The organism is Pseudomonas sp. KH_050 (assembly GCF_057838875.1).
In genome coordinates, this window is sequence record NZ_CM174478.1 from 3826840 (window position 1) to 3848215 (window position 21376).

Genomic DNA, 21376 nt, shown 5'->3' on the forward strand with positions numbered 1-21376 from the left:
AGCTCACCGTTATTTTAAAAAAGCGCGCTCAATCCCAGGCTGGCCAGGGTCGCGCTGCTGGCCTTGCGCGCCAGGCGCTCGCGGCTCTGGTGGTAAACCATGTAGAGGTGCCCGCCTTTGTCGCCGAAGCCCAGGTCATTGATGTTGAGCACGCGCATGCCGAGGGTGATGCGCGCGCGAATCGGGTTGAGATTGACGTCGAACGCCTCCTCGACGATCGAAAAATCAGTGATGCGCACCGGCACCACGCGTTCCTTGCTCCACACGAACAAGGGCAGCGGCGCCTGCACCGGAACGATTTCCAGGGTGCCGGCGTTGGCCATCTGGTTGTTGCGGATCAAGGCGTTGCTGTCCGGGTAGACGATGGTTTCGAGTGCCGCGAGCTGCGGGTGGATACCGACCTCGATCGCGCCGGGGTGCTGGTCGCAGAACTCCAGCTGGTCGGTGGCGTCGATCTCGGCGTCGAGCTTGATCGTTTCCACCGGCGGCCCCTTCAGCCGCAGCGGCTCGCTGATCGCCGCACTGCCGCCGGTGCTCTGCGGTTGCAGGCTGCGGGTCAGCAGGTCGGGGTTGTACTGCAGGGCGATTACCCGCAGCACGGCACCGCTGGCCGGGTCGATCAGGATCAGCCCGCCCTTGAGCACTTTCGGCGAATTGGAAAAACCGGTCATACCTCGTGCTCCTCACTCTTGGCGTTGCCGAACAGGTTGGAAAGCATCTTCGAAGGATTGAGATTGAGTTGCTCGGGTTCGGGTTTGATGTCGGAGAGCCTGGGCATGCGAAAGCCGTCGATGCTGTCGTAGTGCAGCGGCAGGCGCACGCCGAGTTTCAGGTCGGTGTCGAAGGTGCCACCGAGCAGCTTCCAGGTCTTTTCGGTACGTACCTTGAACCGCCAGACCCCGGCTTCGGCGTAGACCCGGGCCTTCAGCGCCGCGTCCAGCACCACGGCGCCGCCGATATAGGCCTTGGCATCGACGCTGAATTTGTCCTTGCTGTAGGCGATCTCGCCGTCCAGTTCAGCCTTGCCTTCAAGACCGGCCGAGGCCTCGACGCTGAGGCCGCCCCCGACTTCGGCGAGGTACAGATCAATGACCACGTCAGCGCCGATTTTGCCGCTGATGCCCCCACCCGCCGGGATACTGGCCCTGGCCTTGAGGTTGAAACTGAAGTCCGGGTCGGCTTCGAAGGGGCTGAACTTGACCGTGGCCCTGATCCCGGTAAGCACCCCGGGGCCGACATAGTAGTAATACCCCAGGCTGCCCCAGAGCTTGACCTTGAGCCCGATCGGGCCGATGGAGGCGCCAGGAATCGGAATGCTGCCCGAGGCCGAGAAAATCGGTTGACTTTCCTTTTTCTCCGGGAAGCGCTTGAACAGGGTGATGTCGGGAAAGCTCAGCTCGCCGTCGAAGGTAATCTTTTGCTGTTCGTCCACCGTGATGCCGGCCGTGGCCACCATGTCCTTCTTGATTTCGTAGGAAAGCTTGCCCTTGCCGATGATCTTTTCATTGGGCAGCAACTCGACGACGATATTGCCCTTGGCGCGGCCCTTGTCGATCTTGATATCGCCCTTGCCGTAGACCTTCTCCTTGCCGCCCTTGTTCTCGTAGGTGGCATCCACTATGCCGTCGAGACCCGAGAAGGCGAATCCGGCCTGGCCCTTGGCGATGAACAGCTCGCCGTCGTACCAGAGGCTGGCCTGGATCGGCTTGAGGTAGGGGCTCTTGACCTTGATCTTGCCGCGCCCCTGGAACACCCACTTGCTGCGGGTGTAATTGAGCTCCAGCGAGGCCTCGTTGCCGCCTGGCAGTTCCAGGTTGATCTTGCCGCTGGCGTCGATCTTGCCGGCCTTGAGGAACACATCGACAGCGCCGCTCTTCACATAGGGAATCTTGCCGGTCATCTGCCCCGACTCGATATGCGCGCCGCCACTCCACTCGCCGGCCTGGTACTTGATCTCGCCCTTGGCTTCATCGACCCCGGGCAAGTAGACGAAAAGGACGCCGGTCAACACCAGACCGTTCTCGTCGGCACTGACCTCGACTTTGCTCGCGGCGATTTTCTTCGTGGTGCCAAACTCGAACGCCACGCTGCCGACCGGCTTCAGTTTGGGCGCCAGGTCGATGGCCAGGGAGGCCTCGGTGATTTTCACCCCGGCGAATGGTGGCTTCAGCTTGTCCTTGTCCAGCGGCGCCTTGAGCCGGAAATACTCCGGTGAGAAGGCCACCTCGAGCCGCTGCAGCAAGGGCACTTTGCTGGGCGTGATGTAGCCCTCGCCGGCGACCCCACCGGGCACCAGATCCAGTTTGGTGAAGCGCCCGGGACTCAGGTAGTCGTAGGTAAAAGCGATACCGGCGTTTTTCTTCGCCGCCTCGGAGAGGGTCAGGCCGCCATCCTCGGCGACATCCAGCACCACCCCGGTGCCCTTGGCCGGCAGGGTGATCGGCAGCCGCGTCCGGTCGCGATTGTCGATCATCGCGTTGATGGTGTCCTTGCCCTTGCCCTTGCCGACCCGGCGCAGGGTCATCAACAACAGCCCGGGAAGGATTTCGGCGCCCGCGACGTTTTCCGGGATACCGGACTCGAAAATCGGCGGCGTCTTGGTCTTTTCGCTGACCCGCAGCATCCGCGTGCTGCCGCCGGCCATGACCGGGTAGTCGATCAGGATTTCCGTGGACTTGTCGGCACGTCCTTCCTTGCCGGGCTTGCCGAGCTTCTTGCCGGTTTCGCAGCAGGGCCCGCACTTGCCGGTACTCTTCATTTTGGAATCGGCGAACACCAGGCGGATCTGCGCCGGCGGCTCCTCGCCGCCCTCCTCGATCTTTTCCGCGATGGCTTGTGCCAGGCCGAACACTTGCTGCTTGATCAGGCTGCCGCTCATGCCGTTATCAAGGCGGTCGAGCACCTGGATATTTTCCTGGGTGTTATCGCCTCCCACCTGCAATTCGATGATGTGATCCATCTCGCAGGTGCCACCGCCGACCTTGGGAAACTCGGCGTCGCCACCGGCCTTTTGCCAGGCGGCGTTCAGCGCATCGCCCATCTTCCAGCCGCGCAGGTTGACCCAGCGCGAACGCAGCTCGTCGGAACTGACGCGCATTTGCCAGAGACCCGCTTCCTGGGCCTTGGTCCCCTGCAACGTGATGATTGCGCGCAGGGCCTTGGCCTTGGCCTTGCTTTGCCATTCCTTGAGCACCGGGCCCTTGACCTCATGCAACTCAAGGAAATCGACGTCGAACGAGGCCAGTTCCTTGTCCTTGCCCTTCACTTTGGCGGTGGTTTTCTTCTCCGGCGTGACCTTGTGCCCGGTGGTCATTTCCAGGTCCCTGTAACGGCTCTCCACCTCATAGTCTTGCGACTTGCCCTTGCGCGACAGGCGCGGCCCGCCCTGGCTGAGCACGCCGCTGGCCAGGGGCTGGCCGCGCATCACGCTGTCGGCGACGAAGTCGGCCTCGCGTTCCAGCCGCTGGTAGTGCGGACCCTGATCGGCCAGGTTGCTGATACCGGAACGTTGCAGGCCTTGTTGCTGCACGGTGTGGGCCAGTTCATGGGCCAACAGATGTCGACCGCTGTCGCTGTGGGGCTGGTATTGACCGTCACCGAACACGATGTCCTGGCCGACCGTGAAGGCATGCGCATCCACCTCCCGGGCGCTGGCCCCGGCGGCGCTGTCGTCGTGTATGCGTACGGCAGCGAAGTCGCTGCCGAAGCGGCTCTCCATGAAGTCGCGGGTATCGGCATCCAACGGCCGACCGGGACGCGCCAGAGTCTCGCTGACCGAGGCCGGCACGCCCTGCCCGCCCTGGGCACCGTTGCCCTTGCGTTGCAGGTTCTGCTGGCGGCCGGCGGCGCAGCTTTCGCACTCGCCGCTGCTGCCGGCACCCGCGCCACAGGCGCACTTGCGCTGTAACAGCAGACCGCGCACGGCAGTCTTCGGCGGCGAGGCGTCGCGTTCGACACTGGGGGCAAGGGCGTGTTCGGTCATTGTTCCGGCCCCTGCAGCTGTTCGGCGATCAGCCGTGCCAAGCGCCGCCCGGTGCGCTCCGGGCGTTCACCGGCGGGCGTGGCGAACCGGGGGATTTGCACCTGCTCAAGGGTAAAGCCTTGCCCTGGCAGCGGTCCCTGGATCAGCAAGCGTCCCAACTCGCGCTCCAGGGCGCCGGCCAGTCGCTGGCCATTGCGCAACGAATAACCGGGCAGCGCCAGGGCACCTATCGTCAGGCTGATGGTCGGGGCGGCGGGTGCCAGGGTGCGGGTCATTCCCAGTCCCCCACTTCCGCCGCCGGCAGCGGTTTCTCCAGTTTGGCGAACTCCGCTTCGGCCGCTGCGCGCAGATGCTGCATGCCAATGGCCATGTCCTTGTCCGCCGCGAGGAAGGCCGCGTTCAAAGCCAGGTTGCGGATATGCCCGCCAGACAACGAAAGCCGCGCCAACTTGCCAATATCCAGTGCGCTGCACGGCGCATCGGGCCCAAACGCCCGCTGCCAGATGGCGCTGCGGGCTTGCACATCGGGGAAAGGGAATTGCACGATGAAACGGATGCGGCGCTGGAATGCCGGGTCGATAGCCTGCTTCAGGTTGGTGGTGAGAATCGCCAGACCACGGTAAGTCTCGATCCGTTGCAGCAGGTAGCTGACCTCCAGGTTCGCGTAGCGGTCATGACTGTCGCGCACCTCGCTGCGTTTACCGAACAAGGCGTCGGCCTCGTCGAACAGCAGGATCGCGCCGCTGCTTTCGGCCGCGGCGAATACCCGCGACAGGTTCTTCTCTGTCTCGCCGATGTACTTGCTGACCAGCGCCGCCAGATCGATGCGGTAAAGGTCCAGCCGCAGTTCATTGGCCAGCACTTCGGCGGCCAGGGTCTTGCCGGTGCCGCTGCCGCCGGCGAACAAGGCGCTGATACCGAGGCCTCGGTCGCTGCGTGCGGCAAAGCCCCAGTCGCGGTAGACCCGCGTGCGCTGGCGGACCTGGGCCGCCAACGTATGCAGACTGGCCAGGGCCGCATCCGGCAGCACCAGGTCGTCCCAACCGGCGCGGGCGTCCACCCGTTCGGCCAGGTGCTCCAGGCCGCGTCGAGCTTCTTCGCGACACACCTGCCAGAGGTGTTCGGCACCGCCTTGGGGCCTGGCCTTGAAACCCTCGGCGAGACGCAGGATGGTGCTGCTGCTGAGCTGAAACTGTTCCGCCAGCAGACCGAGACGGCCGTTGACGCCTGCGACTGACTCACCCAATTGTTGCTGCCAGAGCGTGAGCCGGGCCGACGCATCGCTGCCCTGGACACTGACCCGGCATTGACGGCGACGCAAGGCTGGCACGCTGTCACCACTGAGCAGCAGCAGGCTCTGCAGGTGATCGAGGAAGTCGCCCAGGCGTTGTGCCTGCTCCGGGTTCAGGCTTTGCGGTTGCAACCAGAGCAGCACGCCGTGCAACAGCGCTTCACGCTCCCACAGGTGCGCCAATTGCTCGCGCTCGGTTTGCCCGACAGGCAGGTCATGCTCGGCCATCCGGTAAAGCTTGAGCCCCAGTTCTGCCGCCAAGGCTTGGGCGTAGCCTTCGCCGTCGCCCTCCACCAACCGCGCGATCGGCGCCAGGGCCAGGCTGGGCGCCGCCTGCCATTGGGCGGCGATCTCGAGGATGCTGGCCCTGGCCTGATGCCTATCGATAGCGACTGCCGCGGCGTCCGGCAGGTTTTCCTGACGAAACCAGGGCTCCAGACGCGGATCGGGAAGGCTCAGGCCGGCGATCCGGTGCAGAATGATTTCATCCACCACCAGCCGCGCTTGCAGCACCCCGCCGCTGCCGCACGGCTCGAGCAATTGCCAGCGCCGCAGACGGCCGATCGGAGTGATCGCACTCCACTCAGGTTCCGGCAGCAGGCACAGGGCGAGCTCGAAACTCAACCAGGGTTGGTTCGCGTCGCCCTGGGCCTGGGCCAGCAGGTCGCGAAAGCGTGGGTCGAGGTCCACGGCGGCGGCCAGCAGCAACAGGTCCTGCTCGAATCGGCTCAGCCCCAACCGCTCGCTCAGCAGCGCCAGGGCCGGCGGGGTCAGCAGATAAGCACCCAGGGGCGCAGGCTCGCCAGCCAGCCGCGCCGTCAGGTAGACGGCAAAGGCATTCAACGCCTGGGTCAGCACGCGGCGGTTTTCGGCGAAATCGCGGCGCTGGCTCATGGCAGCACCTGCGGCGCGCTGAATTGCCCATCCGCGCCCATCACCAGCGCGCTGGTTCCGGCATCCACCTGCACCCTTGCCAGGTAGGCCCCCAGGGCGACGCCCTGGAATTCGACGGAGACGGTTGCGCTCTGCTCGGCCGGCGGGAGAATGCCATTGCCGTCAATCGCGCTGAAACTATAGGCTCGTGCCGGCCGATCGCTCGGCGGGTCCTTTTCGTTGAGCAGCAGTCGCACCCGCTGCCGGGGGCCCACTGGCGGAGTGCAGGTCACCTCGATGCTGCCAGAGCGGTAGGTCACACCGTCGACCACCGAGCTGGTGGCGCCGGGCTGCACGACAAAACTCGCTTGGGGGTTGAGGATGAACACACCAAGGTTCGATTGCACCGCCCCATGCGCTACTGGCGGTGTACCCAGCCATTGCCCATGGGCCACCTGCAACGTGCAGACCCCCGCCCGCAAGGATGAAGGCAGCGCCGGCGGGTGGGGCGGATCCGGCAGCAGGAAGCCGAACTCCAGGGTCTCGTTGTCGACCTTGCTCAGACCGGCGCTCAGGTCCAGTCCGTTGACCAACAGTTGTACCGCCCGGGCCTTGAAGTTGGCGCCGCTGACCCGCACGCTGCCGCCCGGCAGAATCGGCATTGACGCACCGGCCACCGACTCCACCCGGTCCACCCGTGGCGAACGCAACGGCACCACATAGAGGTTGCGTGCCAGGACCGGCAGCGGCGTGCGCTGGCTTCTGGCCGTCGATTGCAGCAGCACGCTGATCAGGTACGCCGCGCTGGGCCGCGCCGGCACCTGGATCGCGGACCAGATGCGCGAGAGTTCGTCGGTGCTGAGGTTGAGGGGCGTGATCCGCAGTTGCTCCAGCTGATCGGCCAGCCCGGCGCGTTCCAGCGCCTTGGGCACATTGGGTTTGTTCGGCGCCGGTTTGAGCGCCGTGCGGATGGCATCGCGGCCCATTCCCGGGGTGTCGTGAAGGATCTGCATGGCAGCGCCCAGCAGAATCTCGGCGTGGAAGTCGGCGGCGCCATAGGCGCTGATGAGTATGTGCAAGTCCAGCGCCAGGGGCGGATTGCCGATGCGCTCACCCAGGCTGTCGCGGCTCGGCAGGCCGAGGTTGGCCCAGCCGGGATTGCGCGTCTGGTTGTAGAGAAAGAGGTTCAGTTGGTCACCGCCGCCGACGGAATCTATACGGTCCGGGCCGATACAGGTGACGCTCGGCGCACCGCCCAGCACATCGCTGATTTTCAATTCGGCCAGACCGCTTTCGAGCATTTGTTGGAGCGTCGCGAGCGCGGCTGCCAGCCCCAGTGGCGAACTCATGACCGCGGCCCCGCACCTGAGTTACGCTCGCTCAGGTAGTCTTCCAGGGACTTGGCCGGCAGGCGCCGGGGCTCTTCGCGACGCGATGCGGGCGCTGCCTCGGCCGGGAGGATTTCGATGCGACCGATAGTGATCTCGACCCGTGGTGTGGCGGCTTGCCCATCGACCTGCGCCGGGTGCGGTTCCTGCCGGGCATGAAGTGGCTGCGATGCCGGGGTGACGCTGGGCGGTTGCTCGTGCAGGCGTTCGACACGGCGTTCGATCAGTTCCCGACTCAGCTCGTGGCGCTCGATGCGCTGTTCACTGTGGGAGCGTTCGATCAAGCGGGTTTCCAGGCGCGGGGCGGACTGCCCCTGCGCGGTATCGACAACCGGCGGTAACGGCAGTGGAAGCCGCGGCAGCCCGGCCTCCTTCGGCGATTCAAACACTGACGAAATCACAGTCTGCGGCGGTCCCGGCAGGGGTGGCGGGATTGTCGCCACCGACGGCGTTGGCTGCAGCAGCGAGGCCACCCGGCGCAACACCGGCGTAACAGGCAGCTGCATCGGCGTTGACGGCTCGGGCATCGGCTGCACCGCCATGGGTATCGCGGCAGTCGCGGTGGGCGATTCGCGGGTGGATGCCCGCTGCGCCTGCGGCGCCTGCTCAACATCGCGCGGCACGATAGCGTCGTTTTCAAAGCGCGAGCCGATTCGCGGGCGAATCACCGGCTGCTGCAAGGCGCGCCGGGCCAGGGTCAGCAGCAAGTCGCTCATGACTGCAAGCGTTCCAGATAGCGGGCGCGACGCTGCGGGCTCAAGGCGAGAATCTGCGCCTCGCTCCAGCCGTAGGCCGCGGCCAGCAGATGCACCTGATCGAGTGTCCGTTGCGCCCAATGATTGAGGCTTTCCAGCAGGTAGCTGCCGATATCGAAGGCTTCGCTCCAGCGTTCCTTGCACGCCGGGCAGCACATGTCCAACTCAATCAGCGCTTGTGGATCGGCCTGGCTCATGGCCTCGCTCAAGGCTTGCAGCAGCCCCTGCGGCAAGGCCTCGGACGATACCGGCTGCGCGCCCTGCGCAGCCTCCAGCACGCAACGCCGGACCAATAGCTGCCGCGCCTGCTCGAGGTCTGGTGCCCGCTCAATGTCCAACAATTGGGCCAGGACCGCCAGGTCGAGGCTGTCCGGCAGGCGAAAACGCAGGCGGTAATCCTGCCACTCCAATTGCAGCTCCGGCGCCTCGCAGGGTGGATCATCCAGACGCAGGTCGGCCGTGTTCAGGTTCAGCTCCAGGCGCTCGGCGCAGTGCCCGCAGCAGGCCATGGCGGTCAATTGCGGACCGAGCAGTGCGCCATACAGATCCAGCAGATGGGCATCGCGCCGCCCCACTGGCAACCGCTCGGCGCCCGCCAGGCCGTCAGCCAGCAAGGGCGCCAAGAGCGCGCAGGATTGCAGTGCGGGGGGCAGCGTCTGGCTATGGTCCCAGATCGCCAGCCAGTCAGCGGAATCAAGCTTGGACACAGTCAGGGATCTCCGTCATGGAAACGCCAACAGGCACGATGCCTCGTCAGTTCGGCTCGTTGAAGCTTGGCTCGCTTGGTTCAGCCACCTCGTAATCGCGCTCCCAGCCTTCGTTTTCCAGCTTCAGACGGGCGATGGCCACGGCGTTGGCATTGGCGTCCAGGTCCGGCAGCGACTGGAACTCGCTGACCCAGCAGCGGAACACCTTGTACGCCAGGGCCAATTGGCCGGCCTCGTTGTACAGCTCGATGATGATGTCCTTGCGAAAATCCTTGAGCGACACCTCCGCGCCCAGGCCGGAGGCGAAGTTCCAGACCTTGTTCGCCCAGCGCTCGAAATCGGCATCGTGGGTCACCCCGCGTTCCAGGGTGATCGCCTCGAACTCGGTGCGCCCCGGCGATTTGCGGCTGCTGCTGGGATCACCGCCCTCGCGGTGCTTGACCACTTCAGTGGTGCGCTTGAGCGCCGATACCTTGCTGATGCCAGCGACATAACGACCGTCCCACTTGACGCGGAATTTGAAGTTCTTGTACGGATCGAAACGCTGGGCGTTGACCGTGAACTGAGCCATGGCATATCTCCCCGATGCAGCGGTTCAGCAGTCACCCACCCGGGCGACCGCAGCCTTGATCACACCTGAATCTGCCCAGCCAGCTGCTGGATCCTGATCACCACGAACTCCGCCGGTTTCAGCGGGGCGAACGCCACCAGGATATTCACCACGCCGCGATTGATGTCGTCCTGGGTGGTGGTTTCACGATCGCACTTGACCAGATAGGCCTCGCGCGGCGTTTTGCCCTGGAAGGCGCCCTGGCGGAACAGGCTGTTCATGAAGGCGCCGAGGTTGAGCCGGATCTGCGCCCAGAGCGGCTCATCATTGGGCTCGAACACCACCCACTGAGTGCCGCGATACAGGCTTTCTTCGAGAAACAGGGCCAGTCGGCGCACCGGCACGTACTTGTATTCCGAGGTCATCTGGTCGGCCCCGCGCAAGGTCCGGGCACCCCAGGACACCGCGCCGTAGACCGGAAAACCGCGCAGGCAGTTGACCCCCAGCGGGTTGAGACTGCCATTCTCGCGGTCGTTCAATTGATAGTTCAACGCCTGCACCCCGATCAGGCTGGCTTCAGTGCCGGCCGGCGCCTTCCACACACCACGGTCGCCATCGGTACGGGCGTAAAGCCCGGCTACGGTGCCGCAGGGTGCGCTGAGACGCAGCTTGCCGTTCTTCAGGGGATCGGCGATGTAAATCCAGGGGTAGTAGACCGCGGCATGATCGGACTTTGGCAACGCGGTGCCGGATACCGTCGCCACCATCTGTTGCGGATCGACCGCCGTTGGCGGCGAGTCGATCACGAAGAATGCCCGGCGTTCCTCACAGTAGGCCGCCGCATCCATCAGCACGCCCGTGTCGGTGATACCCGGCAGACAGAGGATGTTGAACAGGTCCACCGCTTCCAGGGCATACAGCCCTTTGCGCGTGTCACGGTCAGCGATGAAGGCGGAATAGATATCCGCGGCGGCATAGGCTGTTTCACTGCCGCCCTGCAGGGTGACGTTCACCGGCTGGGTAGTGAGCGAGCCCGCCAGCAAGTGCAGTTGGCTGGCGATGCTGTTTAGCGGCGAAGCCGAGACCGCGATACTCGAGGCCGCGCCTTGGGTGCCGGTGGCAAGGACCAGGGTGCTGCCGGCCACCGCGCAGGTAAAGTTCCGGTAGGCCGGATCGCCCGGTTTGCGCGCACGCACCGCCGCCTGGATCCGCGCTGCTACGTCGCTCAGTTTGTCCGCCAGGTTGCCGCCAACCGCCACCGCGTCACCGATATCGATCACGTCGGGATTGCCATCGAGGCTGACGCGCAAGCCGGTGTGGGTCGCATCCGGCAGTGCATCCAGGTCGTTGGCACCGAAGGTAGCGCTGGTCAGGGTCGCCGGATCGGGCACCGGCGCCGGACGGATCGCCCCGACCGCGTCGACCTCGACTCCGCCGGCCTCACTGCCCAGTTTGAGCGCGGCGCTGGCATTGCTCTTCTGCCCGGGCAGCACCCGCACACTGGAGAATTCACCGCCGACACCGGAAGTCATCAAGATCGTTTGCGTGGTGGCCGGCCGCCCACAGGTAAAGTTCTGGTAGGCCAGTTGGCTGTTCGCCTGCGCCCGGACTTTGGTCTGGATTGCGCCACACAGTGAATCCAGACGCTGGGTCGGGGTACCGCCGGCGATATCCGCCGGCAGCGCGATCAGCACCTTGACCGGCGGCAAATTGTTCACGCTGACCCGAAACTCGTTGTGGTTGGCGTCCAGCAAAGTCGTCACATCGGCCAGATTGGCACTGCGTGAAGTGCCGGCCGCCAACCCGTCCAACGCCGGCTGAGCGACTACCCGACTCAGTTTTACCAACTGTGAAACAGCATTGACCTGATCCAGCGCGTAGCGGGCATCCATTGAGTTCATGGACAGGTTTTCATAGCGTTCGGCGCGTCCATCCGAGGCGCGGATGAACGAGATATTGAATGAGCTACCGGGGTTGATGGTGAGGTGATCCACCCGTACTTCGATACCGTTGCCAGAAGCGCCTTCATCCAGCGCCTCGACCTTCAGCACGTCGATCGGCGTCGCGTTCTGCAAGGTTTTGCTCGCTGTGCTGGCGTCCTTGACGATTCGCACCACGTAAGCCTCGGTGCCGCCGTTCTGGAAAAACTGGCGCACCGCATAACCCATCTCGGAATCCACCGCCAAGCCGCCGAAGCGCCGCTCGTAATCGGCGAAACTGAACAAGTGCTGGGCGTTGTTGATCGGCCCGCGTGGCGCCGAACCGGCAAAGGCAGCCACCGAGGTCGCGACACCGGTGATGGTCCGCACGCCGCTGGGAAGCTCTTCGATATAGACGCCTGGATAGCTGAGTTGGACAGGCATGGCGGATCCTTTCCGGACAGGATGCAGGAGGTTGATGGCCAAATCCCTTCAGAGGCAGATACAACTTCGCCTCACAACCAACACAACTACATCCGAACCTACCCACTGCTCGGAAACCGTTGATGACCTGGACGCGGTTCAAATTCCCGGGGGAACTGACGTGCCCACGATCCGAAAGGTATCGATAGCTATAGATCGTTTTTTTTATTATGCAAACTCAAGCATTTCCATCTTTCCTAATGGCTCAATGACATAAACCATTCGGCAAATGCCCGAACTTAAAGAACCGCCATCAAAGGGCAATACCCAATAGTTATAAAACATCAAACCAAAACAACAAATAACTTTAAAAGCTCAATGATTGTTTCGTTTTAATTCTAATAGCCAGTCATTATTAAAATCGGCGAAAGTTCATACACAGTCATAGGCAGCGGATGAGCTGAGTGCGGACACCTGCGTCCCGGATCGTCAAATCCCTTTAAGGACACAAGCCATTGATCAAGCAGGCACATACGGGCCGAACGGCTTTGCGCGGGCACCGTCGAAACCAGGTTTCTGATTAACGGTCAGACACTCATTTCAAGCTTCAAACTATTGATTTGCAAGGATTTATTACCAAAAATTGGGGTCAACCAGCACGCTGCAAACATTCACTTACAAAAACCGGAGCTCGTTAACGACCAAATTTGTAACCCAAAGTGTTAGTTTACTGCGCTCGATCCGGGCCATGAGATGCTCAGCTTTACCTATGCGCATCAAACTACCCAGCCTTCCTGTCTTCGGTGCTTACCTTGCTCTTGCTTGCCTTTTCGCGGGCGCGTGGTTCACCCACCCTACTCCTACGCATTCTTCCTTTGCCCTGATGAATCCGGCGATGGCTGTGGCTGAACAAGTGGCCAAGCCCATTTATACCAGCCGTTTCGCCTCGTCCGGGCTGGTGGACTTCGTGCATTCCTCGGCGGTAACAGCCTTGCCTGACGGTAGCCTGATGGCGGTCTGGTTCGCCGGCTCTCGCGAAGGCGCAGCCGACGTGCAGGTGCGCTCTGCCCGTTTCGACGCGAAAACCGGCGAGTGGGGTGCGGAACAGGTATTGGCGACTCGGGATTCGACTCAACAGGGCACTCGAAAATACATTCGAAAGCTGGGCAACCCGGTCATTGCGCTCGCGCCGGACAATCGCCTCTGGTTGTTCTACGTGTCGGTGTCCATGGGCGGCTGGGCCGGTAGCGCGGTCAATGTGATGGTCTCGGACGATTTTGGTCGTCAGTGGTCGGCGCCGCGCCAACTGATCACTTCACCCTTTCTGAATATCAGCACCCTGGTCCGGTCGGCACCGGTGTTTCATGCCGACGGCTCCATCGGCTTACCGGTCTACCACGAATTTCTGGGCAAGTTCGCCGAGTACCTGTACCTGAGCGCAGACGGTGATGTGATCGATAAATACCGCATCAGCCACGGCAATAATTCATTGCAACCCACGGTAGTTCCGCTAGATGGGCAGCGCGGTATCGCCTTGTTGCGCTATGCCGGCAACATCCACCACCGGGTGCTGGCGACCCGCACTGAAGATGCCGGGCAAACCTGGAGTGAACCTTATCCACTCGATCCGTGGAATCCGAATTCCTCGTTGGCGGCCATCGCGACTCCCGAACATGGATTGCTGGTGGCGCTCAATGACCTGCAGGAGGGGCGCTTCAAGTTGAGTCTTTATGGTACCGACGCAAAAATGGACGATTGGCAATCGTTACGGGACCTGGACAAATCACCTGATCCAGAGGGCGATACGTTTTCACCCGGCGCCTACAAGGAAATCATCGGCAAAGAGTTCCGCGGTTCCAGTGGCGCGCTTCGCCAACCGCTGGAGGCACAGTTCCTGAACAACCTCGACACCCGGGTGTGTACCGACGATGGCTGCAAGTTTGAATATGAATACCCCTATTTCATCCGTAGCCCTGACGGTCTGTATCACCTGGTTTATTCCTGGAACAATACGTTCATCAAACACGTCACCTTCAACGATGCGTGGCTGTCCGAGCGTGTCCATTGATTAACCTCTGGCAAGCCCATATCAGCTTCGCAATGATCATCTTCCTGCTGCTGCCTGCTCTTGGCTTAAAAAGGGTCGGGCGTGTCGCGCTGTTGGTCGCATTGCTGGCAGCCAGCTTCATACCACTGGACGGGTTGTCGCTGGCCGCTTACTTGCGCAGCCACATTGATGACCTTGCGGTCACGTCCCTGGTCTTCATGGGGTGGGGCTGTTTACGTCGACTGGGGATCTTGCCGCCTGCGCAACAAGGTAAAACCAGCGTATTGATCATCTTTGCCGCCATAGCCCTGGTGCTCTACCCGGCAACCCTGGGTTTGAGTTATCTGGACCCTTATCGGTTTGGCTACAGCCCGCGCCCTATGTTGATTTTCGTCGCACTGCTGACGTTAAGCCTGCTTTACCTGCGCAACGGTCTGGCAGTGGTGATGTTGGCCAGTGCGACCCTGGCCTTCATCGCCGGGATAAAACCTTCGCAAAATTATTGGGATTACCTGATTGATCCGCTGCTGGGTCTGTATTGCTGTGGGGCATTACTGATGCTTGCCACGCGTTGGACCTATGGTTGGCTAAACCAGCTGCGCGGCTCAGTGCGAAACGTACCCACTTGAGATTTAACGAGTTTTTTGACAGGGGAAGATGGATGGGTTGGCTGAAATCGAGACGTTTGCATTACTGGGTAGGCGCAACGGCGATTGTGTTTTCGCTGTTTGCACTGCTGCGGGTGGTGTTCTTTTTCGGCTTTTCCGGTTTCGATGCTAGAGCCCTGATCGACGAAAATGCCGTCCTGGAAACCTTGGGCATCGGCTTTCGTTTCGATCTGCGCCTGGCCATCCTGGTGATGTTGCCGTTGGCGCTGCTGGCCTGGATTCCTCGCTGGAATCTAGTCGGCAGCCGCCTGCTTCGCCGGCTGGCACGGGTGTATGTGGCAGCAACCCTGAGCGTCCTGCTGCTGATCTATATCATCGATCTTGGCCATTACGCGTACCTGGGCGTGAGGATCAACGCCACCGTGCTGCGCTTCATCGAGGATGCGCAAATATCCCGTGACATGGTCTGGCAAACCTACCCGGTTATCTGGATTTCACTGGGTTGGCTGGTAACGGTCGCGCTGGTGACACTGGCCTTGGTGCGTCTGGAACGCGTGACGCTGGACCGCCCCCGCAAAGCCATTCACCCGCTCTCTGCCACTTGGGGTGGCGCGTTGATGGTCGTGTTGGTGCTGCTGGGTATTTTGGGCCGTGTCGAGAACATGAACCTTGAAAACCCTGTGCCTTTGCGCTGGAGCGACGCGTTCTTCTCGGGCAATAACCAGATTGCCGCCCTGGGCCTGAACCCGGTGATTTTCCTCTACGACACGGTCAAAGTCGGCCAGTCGCGCTATGACGAAGCGCAGGTGCGCGAACACTACCCGGTCATGGCCAACTACCTGGGCGTCGATCAGCCCGATCCGCAAACCCTCAATTTCGTACGTCACCAGGCGCCACAGCCCTACAAAATACCCGGCTCCCGGCCACCGAACGTGATGTTCGTCATGCTTGAATCGCTGGGCACCAGCGCCGTCGGGGCCTATGGCAACCCGATCAATCCGACACCCAATCTCGATCGCCTGGCCACGCAGAGCTGGTTCTTCGAGCACTTCTATGTTCCGGTTACCGGGACTGCAAAAACCGTCTGGGCCAGCATTTCCGGGGTCCCTGACGTCACGCGCCAGGAAACCGCGACGCGTAATCCGCTGATCACCCAGCAGCACACACTGATCAATGCCTTCACCGGGTACGAGAAGCTCTACACCATCGGCGGCAACTCCGGCTGGGCCAATATGAATGCCTTGATTCGGCAAAGCATCGACGGAGTCCGGCTGTTCGACGAGCGCGACTGGAAATCCCCGGTGGTGGACGTCTGGGGGATTTCAGATCTGGACCTGTTCAAGGAAACCGACAAGATCCTGCAAGCCCTGCCCAAGGACAAACCGTTCTTTGCGTATGTACAGACTGCCGGTAACCATCGTCCCTTCACGATTCCCAAGAGCAATGATGGATTCGAGGTCAAGCACCCTACCCTGGCAGAAGTACAGGCGGCAGGATCGCGCAGTGTCGAGCAGTACAACGCAGTGCGCTTGCTGGACTTCAACATCGGACGCCTGATGGAAATTGCCAAAGAAGGTGGCTACTACGACAACACCATTTTCGTGCTGTTTGGCGACCATAACACCCGTATCGCCCAGATCCCTTTCCTGGCACCGGCTTATGAGCAACTGGGCCTGGAAAGCAATGCGGTGCCGATGATCATCCACGCGCCTGGCTTGCTCGGGACGCGTACCGTCAAGGAAGCGGTCGGCCTGGTGGACTTGCTGCCAACCGTGGCGGGGATGGCCGGCCTTGAGTTTCGCAACAGCGGCATGGGTCGTGATATTCAACAACCTGCGCCCGAGGGTGAACGCGTGGTGCCGTTGGTATTACATGAGGGCACGTTCCCGGTCATTGCCGGCGTTACTCAACACTATATGGTGCAGATGGCGCACGATGGCAGCTCGCCGACTCTCCACGACCTGGCCTCACAGACGCCGATGGACAACGTGGCTCAGCAAAACCCCGAAGAGTTCAAACGCCTGGTGCAGCTGACCCGCGCCATGCATGAAACCTCGAGGTTGATGCTGTACCAGAACGTGCGACAGTGACTGCAAGTGCCCGCCAACCCGCGCCTAGGGTCCAGATAAACACGGACCTGTCCGTGACGCGGGTAGCGGGGGTGCTGAGGAAGTCAGTCAACCTCGATCAAGGTTCTTGATCAGCAGTGAACCGCTCTTCCTCAGTACCTTAAAGTTTGAACTGCGCTACCAGGGTATTGAAGGAGACGGCCAGCCGCGACAGTTCCTGGCTGGCGGCGCTGGTCTGGTTGGCACCCGCAGCGGTCTGGGTCGAGAGGTCCTGGATGTTTAGCAGATGACGGTCCACCTCGCGGGCGACCTGAGCCTGTTCTTCGGACGCCGAAGCGATCACCAGATTGCGCTCGTTGATGGTGACGACCCTGTCTGTAATCTTCTCCAGCGCTGCCCCGGCGCTCTGGGCCAGTTCCTGAGTGTTGGTGGCCAGCGACAGACTCTTGCCCATGGCAGTGACAGCCCCGTTAGCGCCCGATTGCACGGTACTGATCATGCCTTCGATTTCCACGGTCGACGCTTGGGTGCGGTGGGCGAGCGCAGCGCTCGCCCATCCCTGAGACTCCTTCGGATTTTCTCTTGTGCAAGGGGTATCCGGGACTTTCGGAACAGGTCCTGAGACAGGCAGGGATATGCCCTCGCTGGCCGCCGCCGTGAGGACGTATTTCAGGCGAATGCCTTGGCCGCATTTAGCAGGAGTTTCCCCCACACCCCTGGTTCGGGTCGCACTGACTGGATCGTTGTTGCCCTGGGTTAATCCACAATGAACAGCTTCGCGCCACTGGTGGTGAACGAGCGGTGTCCCTCAGCTTCGTTGCCCACTTGATAGCTCATCCCGGGGGTCAGGGTGAACTGGCGACCATCCACCAGTTCCGTGTGCAACTCGCCTTCCAGGCACAACAGGATATGGCCTCTCCAGCACCAGTGATCGGCCAGGTATCCGGGACTGTATTCAACCATCCGCACCCGCGCCGAACCAAACTGGCAGGTCCGCCAATAGGCAGTACCCGTCTGTCCAGCATGCCGGACCGGTTCGACAGTCGACCAATCGGTCGTACCAAAGGGAATTGCCGTCAGATCCATGGTTGCCTCATCGATGAAAGAGCGTCTGTGGACCGTACCCATCCAGTGGTGCTTTCAATAGACACAGATGACCTGCATTTAGGGGATACAGGCGCGGCCGCTCGCTAAGGAGGACCGCCGGATAAATCCGCGGACTCAGCCCTTGGCTGCCATCGCTGTGACTTCCACGCGCATGCCTTCGACCGCCAGGGCGGCCACGCCAACGGCGGCGCGAACCGGCCAGGGCTTGGCGAAGAAGCGCTGGTAAACCTCGTTGAAGGCGGCGCGGTCGGCCATGTCGGTGAGGTAGATGGTCAGATGCAGGACCCGGTCCATGGAACTGCCGGCGCGCTCCAGCGCTACCTTGAGCGCCTGCAGGGTACACTCGCTCTGCTCGACGATGCCACCCAGCTCCAGGCTGCCGTCGGCGCGGGTGGGAATCTGCGTGGAGACCAGCAGGCCACCGAAACCGGCGACGTCGGAGGAGATGGATTCCGCGTCGGGGTCGGGGATGAAGGTGAGGTCGTGGTTTGCCATGGGGGATCTCTTGTTTGAGGTGGTAACGGGGCGGTCGTGCATGGGGCGGCCGGCTCGACAGTGTCAGTGGGCCCGGTCACTTTTGCGCGGCCAGTTTACAGCCCCCTCGTCGGGCCGTTGGTGAATTAGCTCGAAAACTTGGCAGGCAAGCAGATGGGCGCTCCCCGCGGCATGCCAAAGACCGATGCCTCAATCGGTAACTCCCAGGGTGCCCCCGCCGAAAATCTTTCCTCGATCCAGTGCTTGAACGCAGTCGTAGCTGCCGTGTTGTACCTGGCGGACGGGCGCACCAGATACACGCCCGCGTTTGCATCCAGATTCCATTCCGGTAGCACCCTGACGAGGTGGCCGACATCGATGTCCCTCTTCATGAGCCACTCTCCACCAGCAAGAATGCCCACCCCCAGACGAGCGGCCGAGAGCAATGCCTCATTGTCATTGCTGACCATGGCGCTACGCACCTTGACGGACTTCTGGTCGTCAGCCTTCGTCAGTTTCCACTCCGGGTAACTGTGCAGCCCGGTGAAGCCGAGGCAATTGTGAACCGTGAGATCTGCCGGAGCTTTCGGTTCGCCATTGCGTTGCAGGTAGGCAGGTGAGGCACACAGGATACGACGGTGGTCGCACAGCTTCCTGGCAACCAGTCGATTATCTGCAAGCTCACCGATTCGGATCGCCGCATCGAAGCCCTCCGCGACAATGTCGACGAATCGCTCCGAGTACTCAACCTCCAGCGAAACCTCGGGGTACGCCAAGGCGAACTCCGACACCATTGAGCTGAGCCACAACCGGCCCATCGCCGCAGGCAAGGCAATCCGCAGTCGTCCCCTGACCTGCGCCGCGCCTTGGGCTGCATCATGCTCCGCCTCGGTGATCAAGCTCACTGCATGGCGAAGTTGCGTGACCAGCCGCTCCCCTTCACTCGTGAAGCGCAGCTGTCTTGTGGTCCGTTCGACCAAGCGTATCCCGAGACGAAGCTCCAGGGCGCTGAGCCGCTTGGACAGCACCGAAGGGTGACGTTGCAGCACCCTCCCCGCCGCGGCAAACGAGCCGTGCTCTGACAGAGCGAGAAGCGTGGCGAGCTCATCCGCCTGACGACTATCAAACAGGTCCATGCAACTACCCACCTCGCGAACTCAAACAGACAAAAGGTGATGGCGCAGGCCAATGGGAGGCAACGGCCCCCGCCTCGACTCAAGGCGTGAGGATGATCGCCCCTTGCGACCGCCCGCTTTCCAGATCGGCGTGTGCCTGGGCTACATCGGCCAACGGGTAGCGACGCCAGATTCGTGGCTGGATGATACCTTCGGCGACCGCTTGCAACACATCCTTTGCGCGCTCTTGATACTCATCCGGGGTGGCTGCGTGTGCGGCAAGGGACGGCCGGGTCAGAAAGAGCGAACCTTTGGCGTTGAGGGTGCTGACCTCGATGGCATTCGGCGCTCCCGATGCCATTCCGAAAGACACCATCAGGCCGCGGGGACGAAGGCTATCCAGGGAGGCCTCGAAGGATACCCGGCCTACAGGGTCATACACGACGTCGACCTTTTTCCCGCTGGTCACCTGCACCACCTGGTCAGCAAGCTTGACCGCGTCGAACACCAGCACTTCATCACAACCGGCGGCCTTGGCGCGCTCGACACTCGAAGGCTTCGAGACCACACCTATGACGAAGGCCCCGAGGTGTTTGGCCCACGGCACCATGATTTGCCCCAACGCACCCGCAGCTCCGTACAACAGCACCCGGGTGCCCGGGCCAACGGGGTAGGTGGTCTTGAGCAAGTACTGTGCGGTGATCCCCTTGAATAGCACAGCTGCCGCTTCGTCGAGACCGAGTCCGTCGGGAATCTTCACTAGCCGATTTGCCGGATAGAGTCGACCGCTGGCGTAGGCACCCATCGGGCCAGTGGCGTACGCGACCCGGTCTCCCACCGCGACCTCGGTGACGCCCGGCCCTATCGCCCTAACATGTCCAGCCCCTTCAAGGCCGAGACCGGAGGGCAGAGCGATACGCACAGCACCGGAACGCTGACTCAGATCCAGCGGGTTGACCCCTATGGCCGTTTGCTCCAGCCAGACCTCTCCCGCACCCGGTGTCTGGGGAGTTGTCTGCTCGAGCCGTAGAACTTGAGGCCCACCCATTTCCTGAATCCTGACGTTATTTACCATTTTGCTCTCCAGAGGCACATTCATCGTGCTGAAGAGTGTAATGAGTCATAAATTCGGTACTAGCCAGGTACATTGCAGATCATAACTGCACAGCATGCATCAATAGCGAGTAAACATCGCGATAAACCAGCCAGGATGTGAGCCGTTCTAAAAAACACCACCCATCCGCACGCCACAGCAAAACAGTACAACCTGGTCCAGACTTATTTAATGCCATAGGCCGTTATGGTCAGGATCGAGTTTGTCCAAGGCGACGCCTCAGATATACCGTGTCACGAACGAGCAACCGGTTTTTAGCAGTCATGAATGGGGCAGACTTGAGGGCATGACGCCATCATTTATTCAGACAGTACAAGGCCAAGGATCGAAAGCTGCCCCCTCCCTCAGGACCCTCCGCCAAATGGACGCGCTCAATAAAGTCGAAATAGAAGCAGCCTTGGCTGCGCGGCTTCCCAGCTATCACGTTGAGTGCAACCTTCATCCGGATGGCACCCTCTCAGCGATTTTGACCGGACCCGACTCGGATCATTTCGCGATCACCGGCATAGTCAGATCGAATTACCGCGGAGCCGATTCAATCGCCAGGCTTGCACGGGAGATTCTGGAAGAGATGGTCCTCTCCAGGCGGGGAATAAAATCAGCACGGTGTCAATTAATGTCGGACCTTGAGTTTTCCAGCTATCAGCAGCTCGCTGAAGTTGGTCAGGGGTAATTACCTGATCGGCTTCGTCGAACGGTAAGCGAGACACTCAGAATCCGGCCGCCAGTCGACCAAAGGCGTTCGCACCTTTGTGCCTTGGGTTTCATCTACACTTTGATAATTTATCGGAGCGCAGCCTTTCAATTACCTCGGTACATTTCCCGATCAGCTCCCGGATTGATTACAACTCGATGAGGAAACCAGCAATGAACTACAAGGGACTTGTCGCGTTGGTTATTGTCATAGGTACCCTATGGCTGGGAGGGATCCTTGGAGTTTTTGATTGGCTCTTT

17 protein-coding genes and 1 pseudogene are annotated in these 21376 nt (G+C 61.6%); 4 read left to right on the forward strand and 14 right to left on the reverse strand.

The window, feature by feature from the left end; all coding sequences use genetic code 11:
- Nucleotides 1–14: 14 nt before the first annotated feature.
- The 9 genes from AC3IUA_RS17330 to AC3IUA_RS17370 are packed head-to-tail and all read right to left on the reverse strand — an operon-like array spanning nucleotide 15 to nucleotide 11909.
- Entirely contained in the window at nucleotides 15–671 is a 657-nt protein-coding gene (locus AC3IUA_RS17330) for a hypothetical protein (protein WP_489355699.1), read from the reverse strand.
- On the reverse strand, nucleotides 668–3982 hold the full coding sequence (locus tag AC3IUA_RS17335) for an eCIS core domain-containing protein (protein ID WP_489355701.1): 3315 nt from the start codon (nucleotides 3980–3982) through the stop codon (nucleotides 668–670). Before AC3IUA_RS17335 ends, AC3IUA_RS17330 begins: the two co-directional genes overlap by 4 nt.
- Nucleotides 3979–4257 carry a hypothetical protein gene (locus AC3IUA_RS17340; protein ID WP_489355703.1) on the reverse strand — a complete coding sequence of 93 codons (279 nt, stop codon included), beginning with the start codon at nucleotides 4255–4257 and terminating at the stop codon, nucleotides 3979–3981. Before AC3IUA_RS17340 ends, AC3IUA_RS17335 begins: the two co-directional genes overlap by 4 nt.
- Entirely contained in the window at nucleotides 4254–6167 is a 1914-nt protein-coding gene (locus AC3IUA_RS17345; protein ID WP_489355705.1) for an ATP-binding protein, read from the reverse strand. The genes AC3IUA_RS17340 and AC3IUA_RS17345 overlap by 4 nt, the downstream gene beginning before the upstream one ends.
- Entirely contained in the window at nucleotides 6164–7495 is a 1332-nt protein-coding gene (locus AC3IUA_RS17350; protein WP_489355707.1) for a Pvc16 family protein, read from the reverse strand. Before AC3IUA_RS17350 ends, AC3IUA_RS17345 begins: the two co-directional genes overlap by 4 nt.
- The gene (locus AC3IUA_RS17355) at nucleotides 7492–8250 is read right to left on the reverse strand and encodes a hypothetical protein (RefSeq protein WP_489355709.1); all 759 of its coding nucleotides are present in this window, start codon (nucleotides 8248–8250) and stop codon (nucleotides 7492–7494) included. The genes AC3IUA_RS17350 and AC3IUA_RS17355 overlap by 4 nt, the downstream gene beginning before the upstream one ends.
- On the reverse strand, nucleotides 8247–8996 hold the full coding sequence (locus AC3IUA_RS17360) for a T4 family baseplate hub assembly chaperone (protein ID WP_489355711.1): 750 nt from the start codon (nucleotides 8994–8996) through the stop codon (nucleotides 8247–8249). Before AC3IUA_RS17360 ends, AC3IUA_RS17355 begins: the two co-directional genes overlap by 4 nt.
- Before the next feature lie 46 nt (nucleotides 8997–9042).
- Nucleotides 9043–9567: a phage tail protein gene (locus AC3IUA_RS17365; protein ID WP_057399652.1), complete on the reverse strand. Its 525-nt coding sequence runs from the start codon at nucleotides 9565–9567 to the stop codon at nucleotides 9043–9045.
- A gap of 59 nt (nucleotides 9568–9626) precedes the next feature.
- Nucleotides 9627–11909 carry a phage tail sheath family protein gene (locus AC3IUA_RS17370; protein ID WP_489355713.1) on the reverse strand — a complete coding sequence of 761 codons (2283 nt, stop codon included), beginning with the start codon at nucleotides 11907–11909 and terminating at the stop codon, nucleotides 9627–9629.
- 748 nt (nucleotides 11910–12657) lie between these two features.
- Between AC3IUA_RS17370 and AC3IUA_RS17375 the strand changes: the two genes are divergently transcribed.
- Genes AC3IUA_RS17375 through AC3IUA_RS17385 form a run of 3 tightly spaced genes read left to right on the forward strand, consistent with a single transcriptional unit; the run spans nucleotide 12658 to nucleotide 16633 of the window.
- Nucleotides 12658–13956: a sialidase family protein gene (locus tag AC3IUA_RS17375; RefSeq protein WP_489355714.1), complete on the forward strand. Its 1299-nt coding sequence runs from the start codon at nucleotides 12658–12660 to the stop codon at nucleotides 13954–13956.
- Nucleotides 13953–14564, forward strand: coding sequence for a hypothetical protein (locus tag AC3IUA_RS17380; protein ID WP_489355715.1), 612 nt, complete (start codon nucleotides 13953–13955; stop codon nucleotides 14562–14564). The genes AC3IUA_RS17375 and AC3IUA_RS17380 overlap by 4 nt, the downstream gene beginning before the upstream one ends.
- Nucleotides 14565–14596: 32 nt before the next feature.
- The gene (locus AC3IUA_RS17385) at nucleotides 14597–16633 is read left to right on the forward strand and encodes an LTA synthase family protein (protein WP_489355717.1); all 2037 of its coding nucleotides are present in this window, start codon (nucleotides 14597–14599) and stop codon (nucleotides 16631–16633) included.
- A 139-nt stretch (nucleotides 16634–16772) separates the two neighbouring features.
- Here the strand turns inward: AC3IUA_RS17385 and AC3IUA_RS17390 are convergent.
- The 5 genes and pseudogenes from AC3IUA_RS17390 to AC3IUA_RS17410 form a co-directional block, all read right to left on the reverse strand.
- Nucleotides 16773–17156: pseudogene (locus AC3IUA_RS17390) on the reverse strand (methyl-accepting chemotaxis protein); the annotation flags it as partial.
- A 212-nt stretch (nucleotides 17157–17368) separates the two neighbouring features.
- The gene (locus AC3IUA_RS17395) at nucleotides 17369–17698 is read right to left on the reverse strand and encodes a DHCW motif cupin fold protein (RefSeq protein WP_489355719.1); all 330 of its coding nucleotides are present in this window, start codon (nucleotides 17696–17698) and stop codon (nucleotides 17369–17371) included.
- A gap of 135 nt (nucleotides 17699–17833) precedes the next feature.
- The gene (locus tag AC3IUA_RS17400; RefSeq protein WP_489355720.1) at nucleotides 17834–18214 is read right to left on the reverse strand and encodes a RidA family protein; all 381 of its coding nucleotides are present in this window, start codon (nucleotides 18212–18214) and stop codon (nucleotides 17834–17836) included.
- A 125-nt stretch (nucleotides 18215–18339) separates the two neighbouring features.
- Complete coding sequence (locus AC3IUA_RS17405; RefSeq protein WP_489355722.1) at nucleotides 18340–19329, reverse strand: LysR family transcriptional regulator; 990 nt, start codon at nucleotides 19327–19329, stop codon at nucleotides 18340–18342.
- Between the two features lie 79 nt (nucleotides 19330–19408).
- On the reverse strand, nucleotides 19409–20383 hold the full coding sequence (locus tag AC3IUA_RS17410; protein WP_489355724.1) for a quinone oxidoreductase family protein: 975 nt from the start codon (nucleotides 20381–20383) through the stop codon (nucleotides 19409–19411).
- A gap of 400 nt (nucleotides 20384–20783) precedes the next feature.
- On the opposite strand from AC3IUA_RS17410, the gene AC3IUA_RS17415 reads away from it, so the two are divergent.
- Nucleotides 20784–21095, forward strand: a complete 312-nt coding sequence (locus AC3IUA_RS17415; RefSeq protein WP_489355726.1) for a hypothetical protein — start codon at nucleotides 20784–20786, stop codon at nucleotides 21093–21095.
- The last annotated feature ends 281 nt before the right edge of the window (nucleotides 21096–21376 follow it).

Excerpts from the sequence above, each read along its gene's own strand:
- AC3IUA_RS17395 (WP_489355719.1), bottom strand. The coding sequence starts at position 17,698 with ATGGATCTGACGGCAATTCCCTTTGGTACGACCGATTGGTCGACTGTC.
- AC3IUA_RS17410 (WP_489355724.1), bottom strand. The coding sequence starts at position 20,383 with ATGGTAAATAACGTCAGGATTCAGGAAATGGGTGGGCCTCAAGTTCTA.
- AC3IUA_RS17385 (WP_489355717.1), top strand. The coding sequence starts at position 14,597 with ATGGGTTGGCTGAAATCGAGACGTTTGCATTACTGGGTAGGCGCAACG.
- AC3IUA_RS17400 (WP_489355720.1), bottom strand. The coding sequence starts at position 18,214 with ATGGCAAACCACGACCTCACCTTCATCCCCGACCCCGACGCGGAATCC.
- AC3IUA_RS17345 (WP_489355705.1), bottom strand. The coding sequence starts at position 6,167 with ATGAGCCAGCGCCGCGATTTCGCCGAAAACCGCCGCGTGCTGACCCAG.
- AC3IUA_RS17405 (WP_489355722.1), bottom strand. The coding sequence starts at position 19,329 with ATGGACCTGTTTGATAGTCGTCAGGCGGATGAGCTCGCCACGCTTCTC.
- AC3IUA_RS17415 (WP_489355726.1), top strand. The coding sequence starts at position 20,784 with ATGGACGCGCTCAATAAAGTCGAAATAGAAGCAGCCTTGGCTGCGCGG.
- AC3IUA_RS17330 (WP_489355699.1), bottom strand. The coding sequence starts at position 671 with ATGACCGGTTTTTCCAATTCGCCGAAAGTGCTCAAGGGCGGGCTGATC.
- AC3IUA_RS17355 (WP_489355709.1), bottom strand. The coding sequence starts at position 8,250 with ATGAGCGACTTGCTGCTGACCCTGGCCCGGCGCGCCTTGCAGCAGCCG.
- AC3IUA_RS17375 (WP_489355714.1), top strand. The coding sequence starts at position 12,658 with ATGCGCATCAAACTACCCAGCCTTCCTGTCTTCGGTGCTTACCTTGCT.
- AC3IUA_RS17350 (WP_489355707.1), bottom strand. The coding sequence starts at position 7,495 with ATGAGTTCGCCACTGGGGCTGGCAGCCGCGCTCGCGACGCTCCAACAA.
- AC3IUA_RS17370 (WP_489355713.1), bottom strand. The coding sequence starts at position 11,909 with ATGCCTGTCCAACTCAGCTATCCAGGCGTCTATATCGAAGAGCTTCCC.
- AC3IUA_RS17340 (WP_489355703.1), bottom strand. The coding sequence starts at position 4,257 with ATGACCCGCACCCTGGCACCCGCCGCCCCGACCATCAGCCTGACGATA.
- AC3IUA_RS17365 (WP_057399652.1), bottom strand. The coding sequence starts at position 9,567 with ATGGCTCAGTTCACGGTCAACGCCCAGCGTTTCGATCCGTACAAGAAC.
- AC3IUA_RS17335 (WP_489355701.1), bottom strand. The coding sequence starts at position 3,982 with ATGACCGAACACGCCCTTGCCCCCAGTGTCGAACGCGACGCCTCGCCG.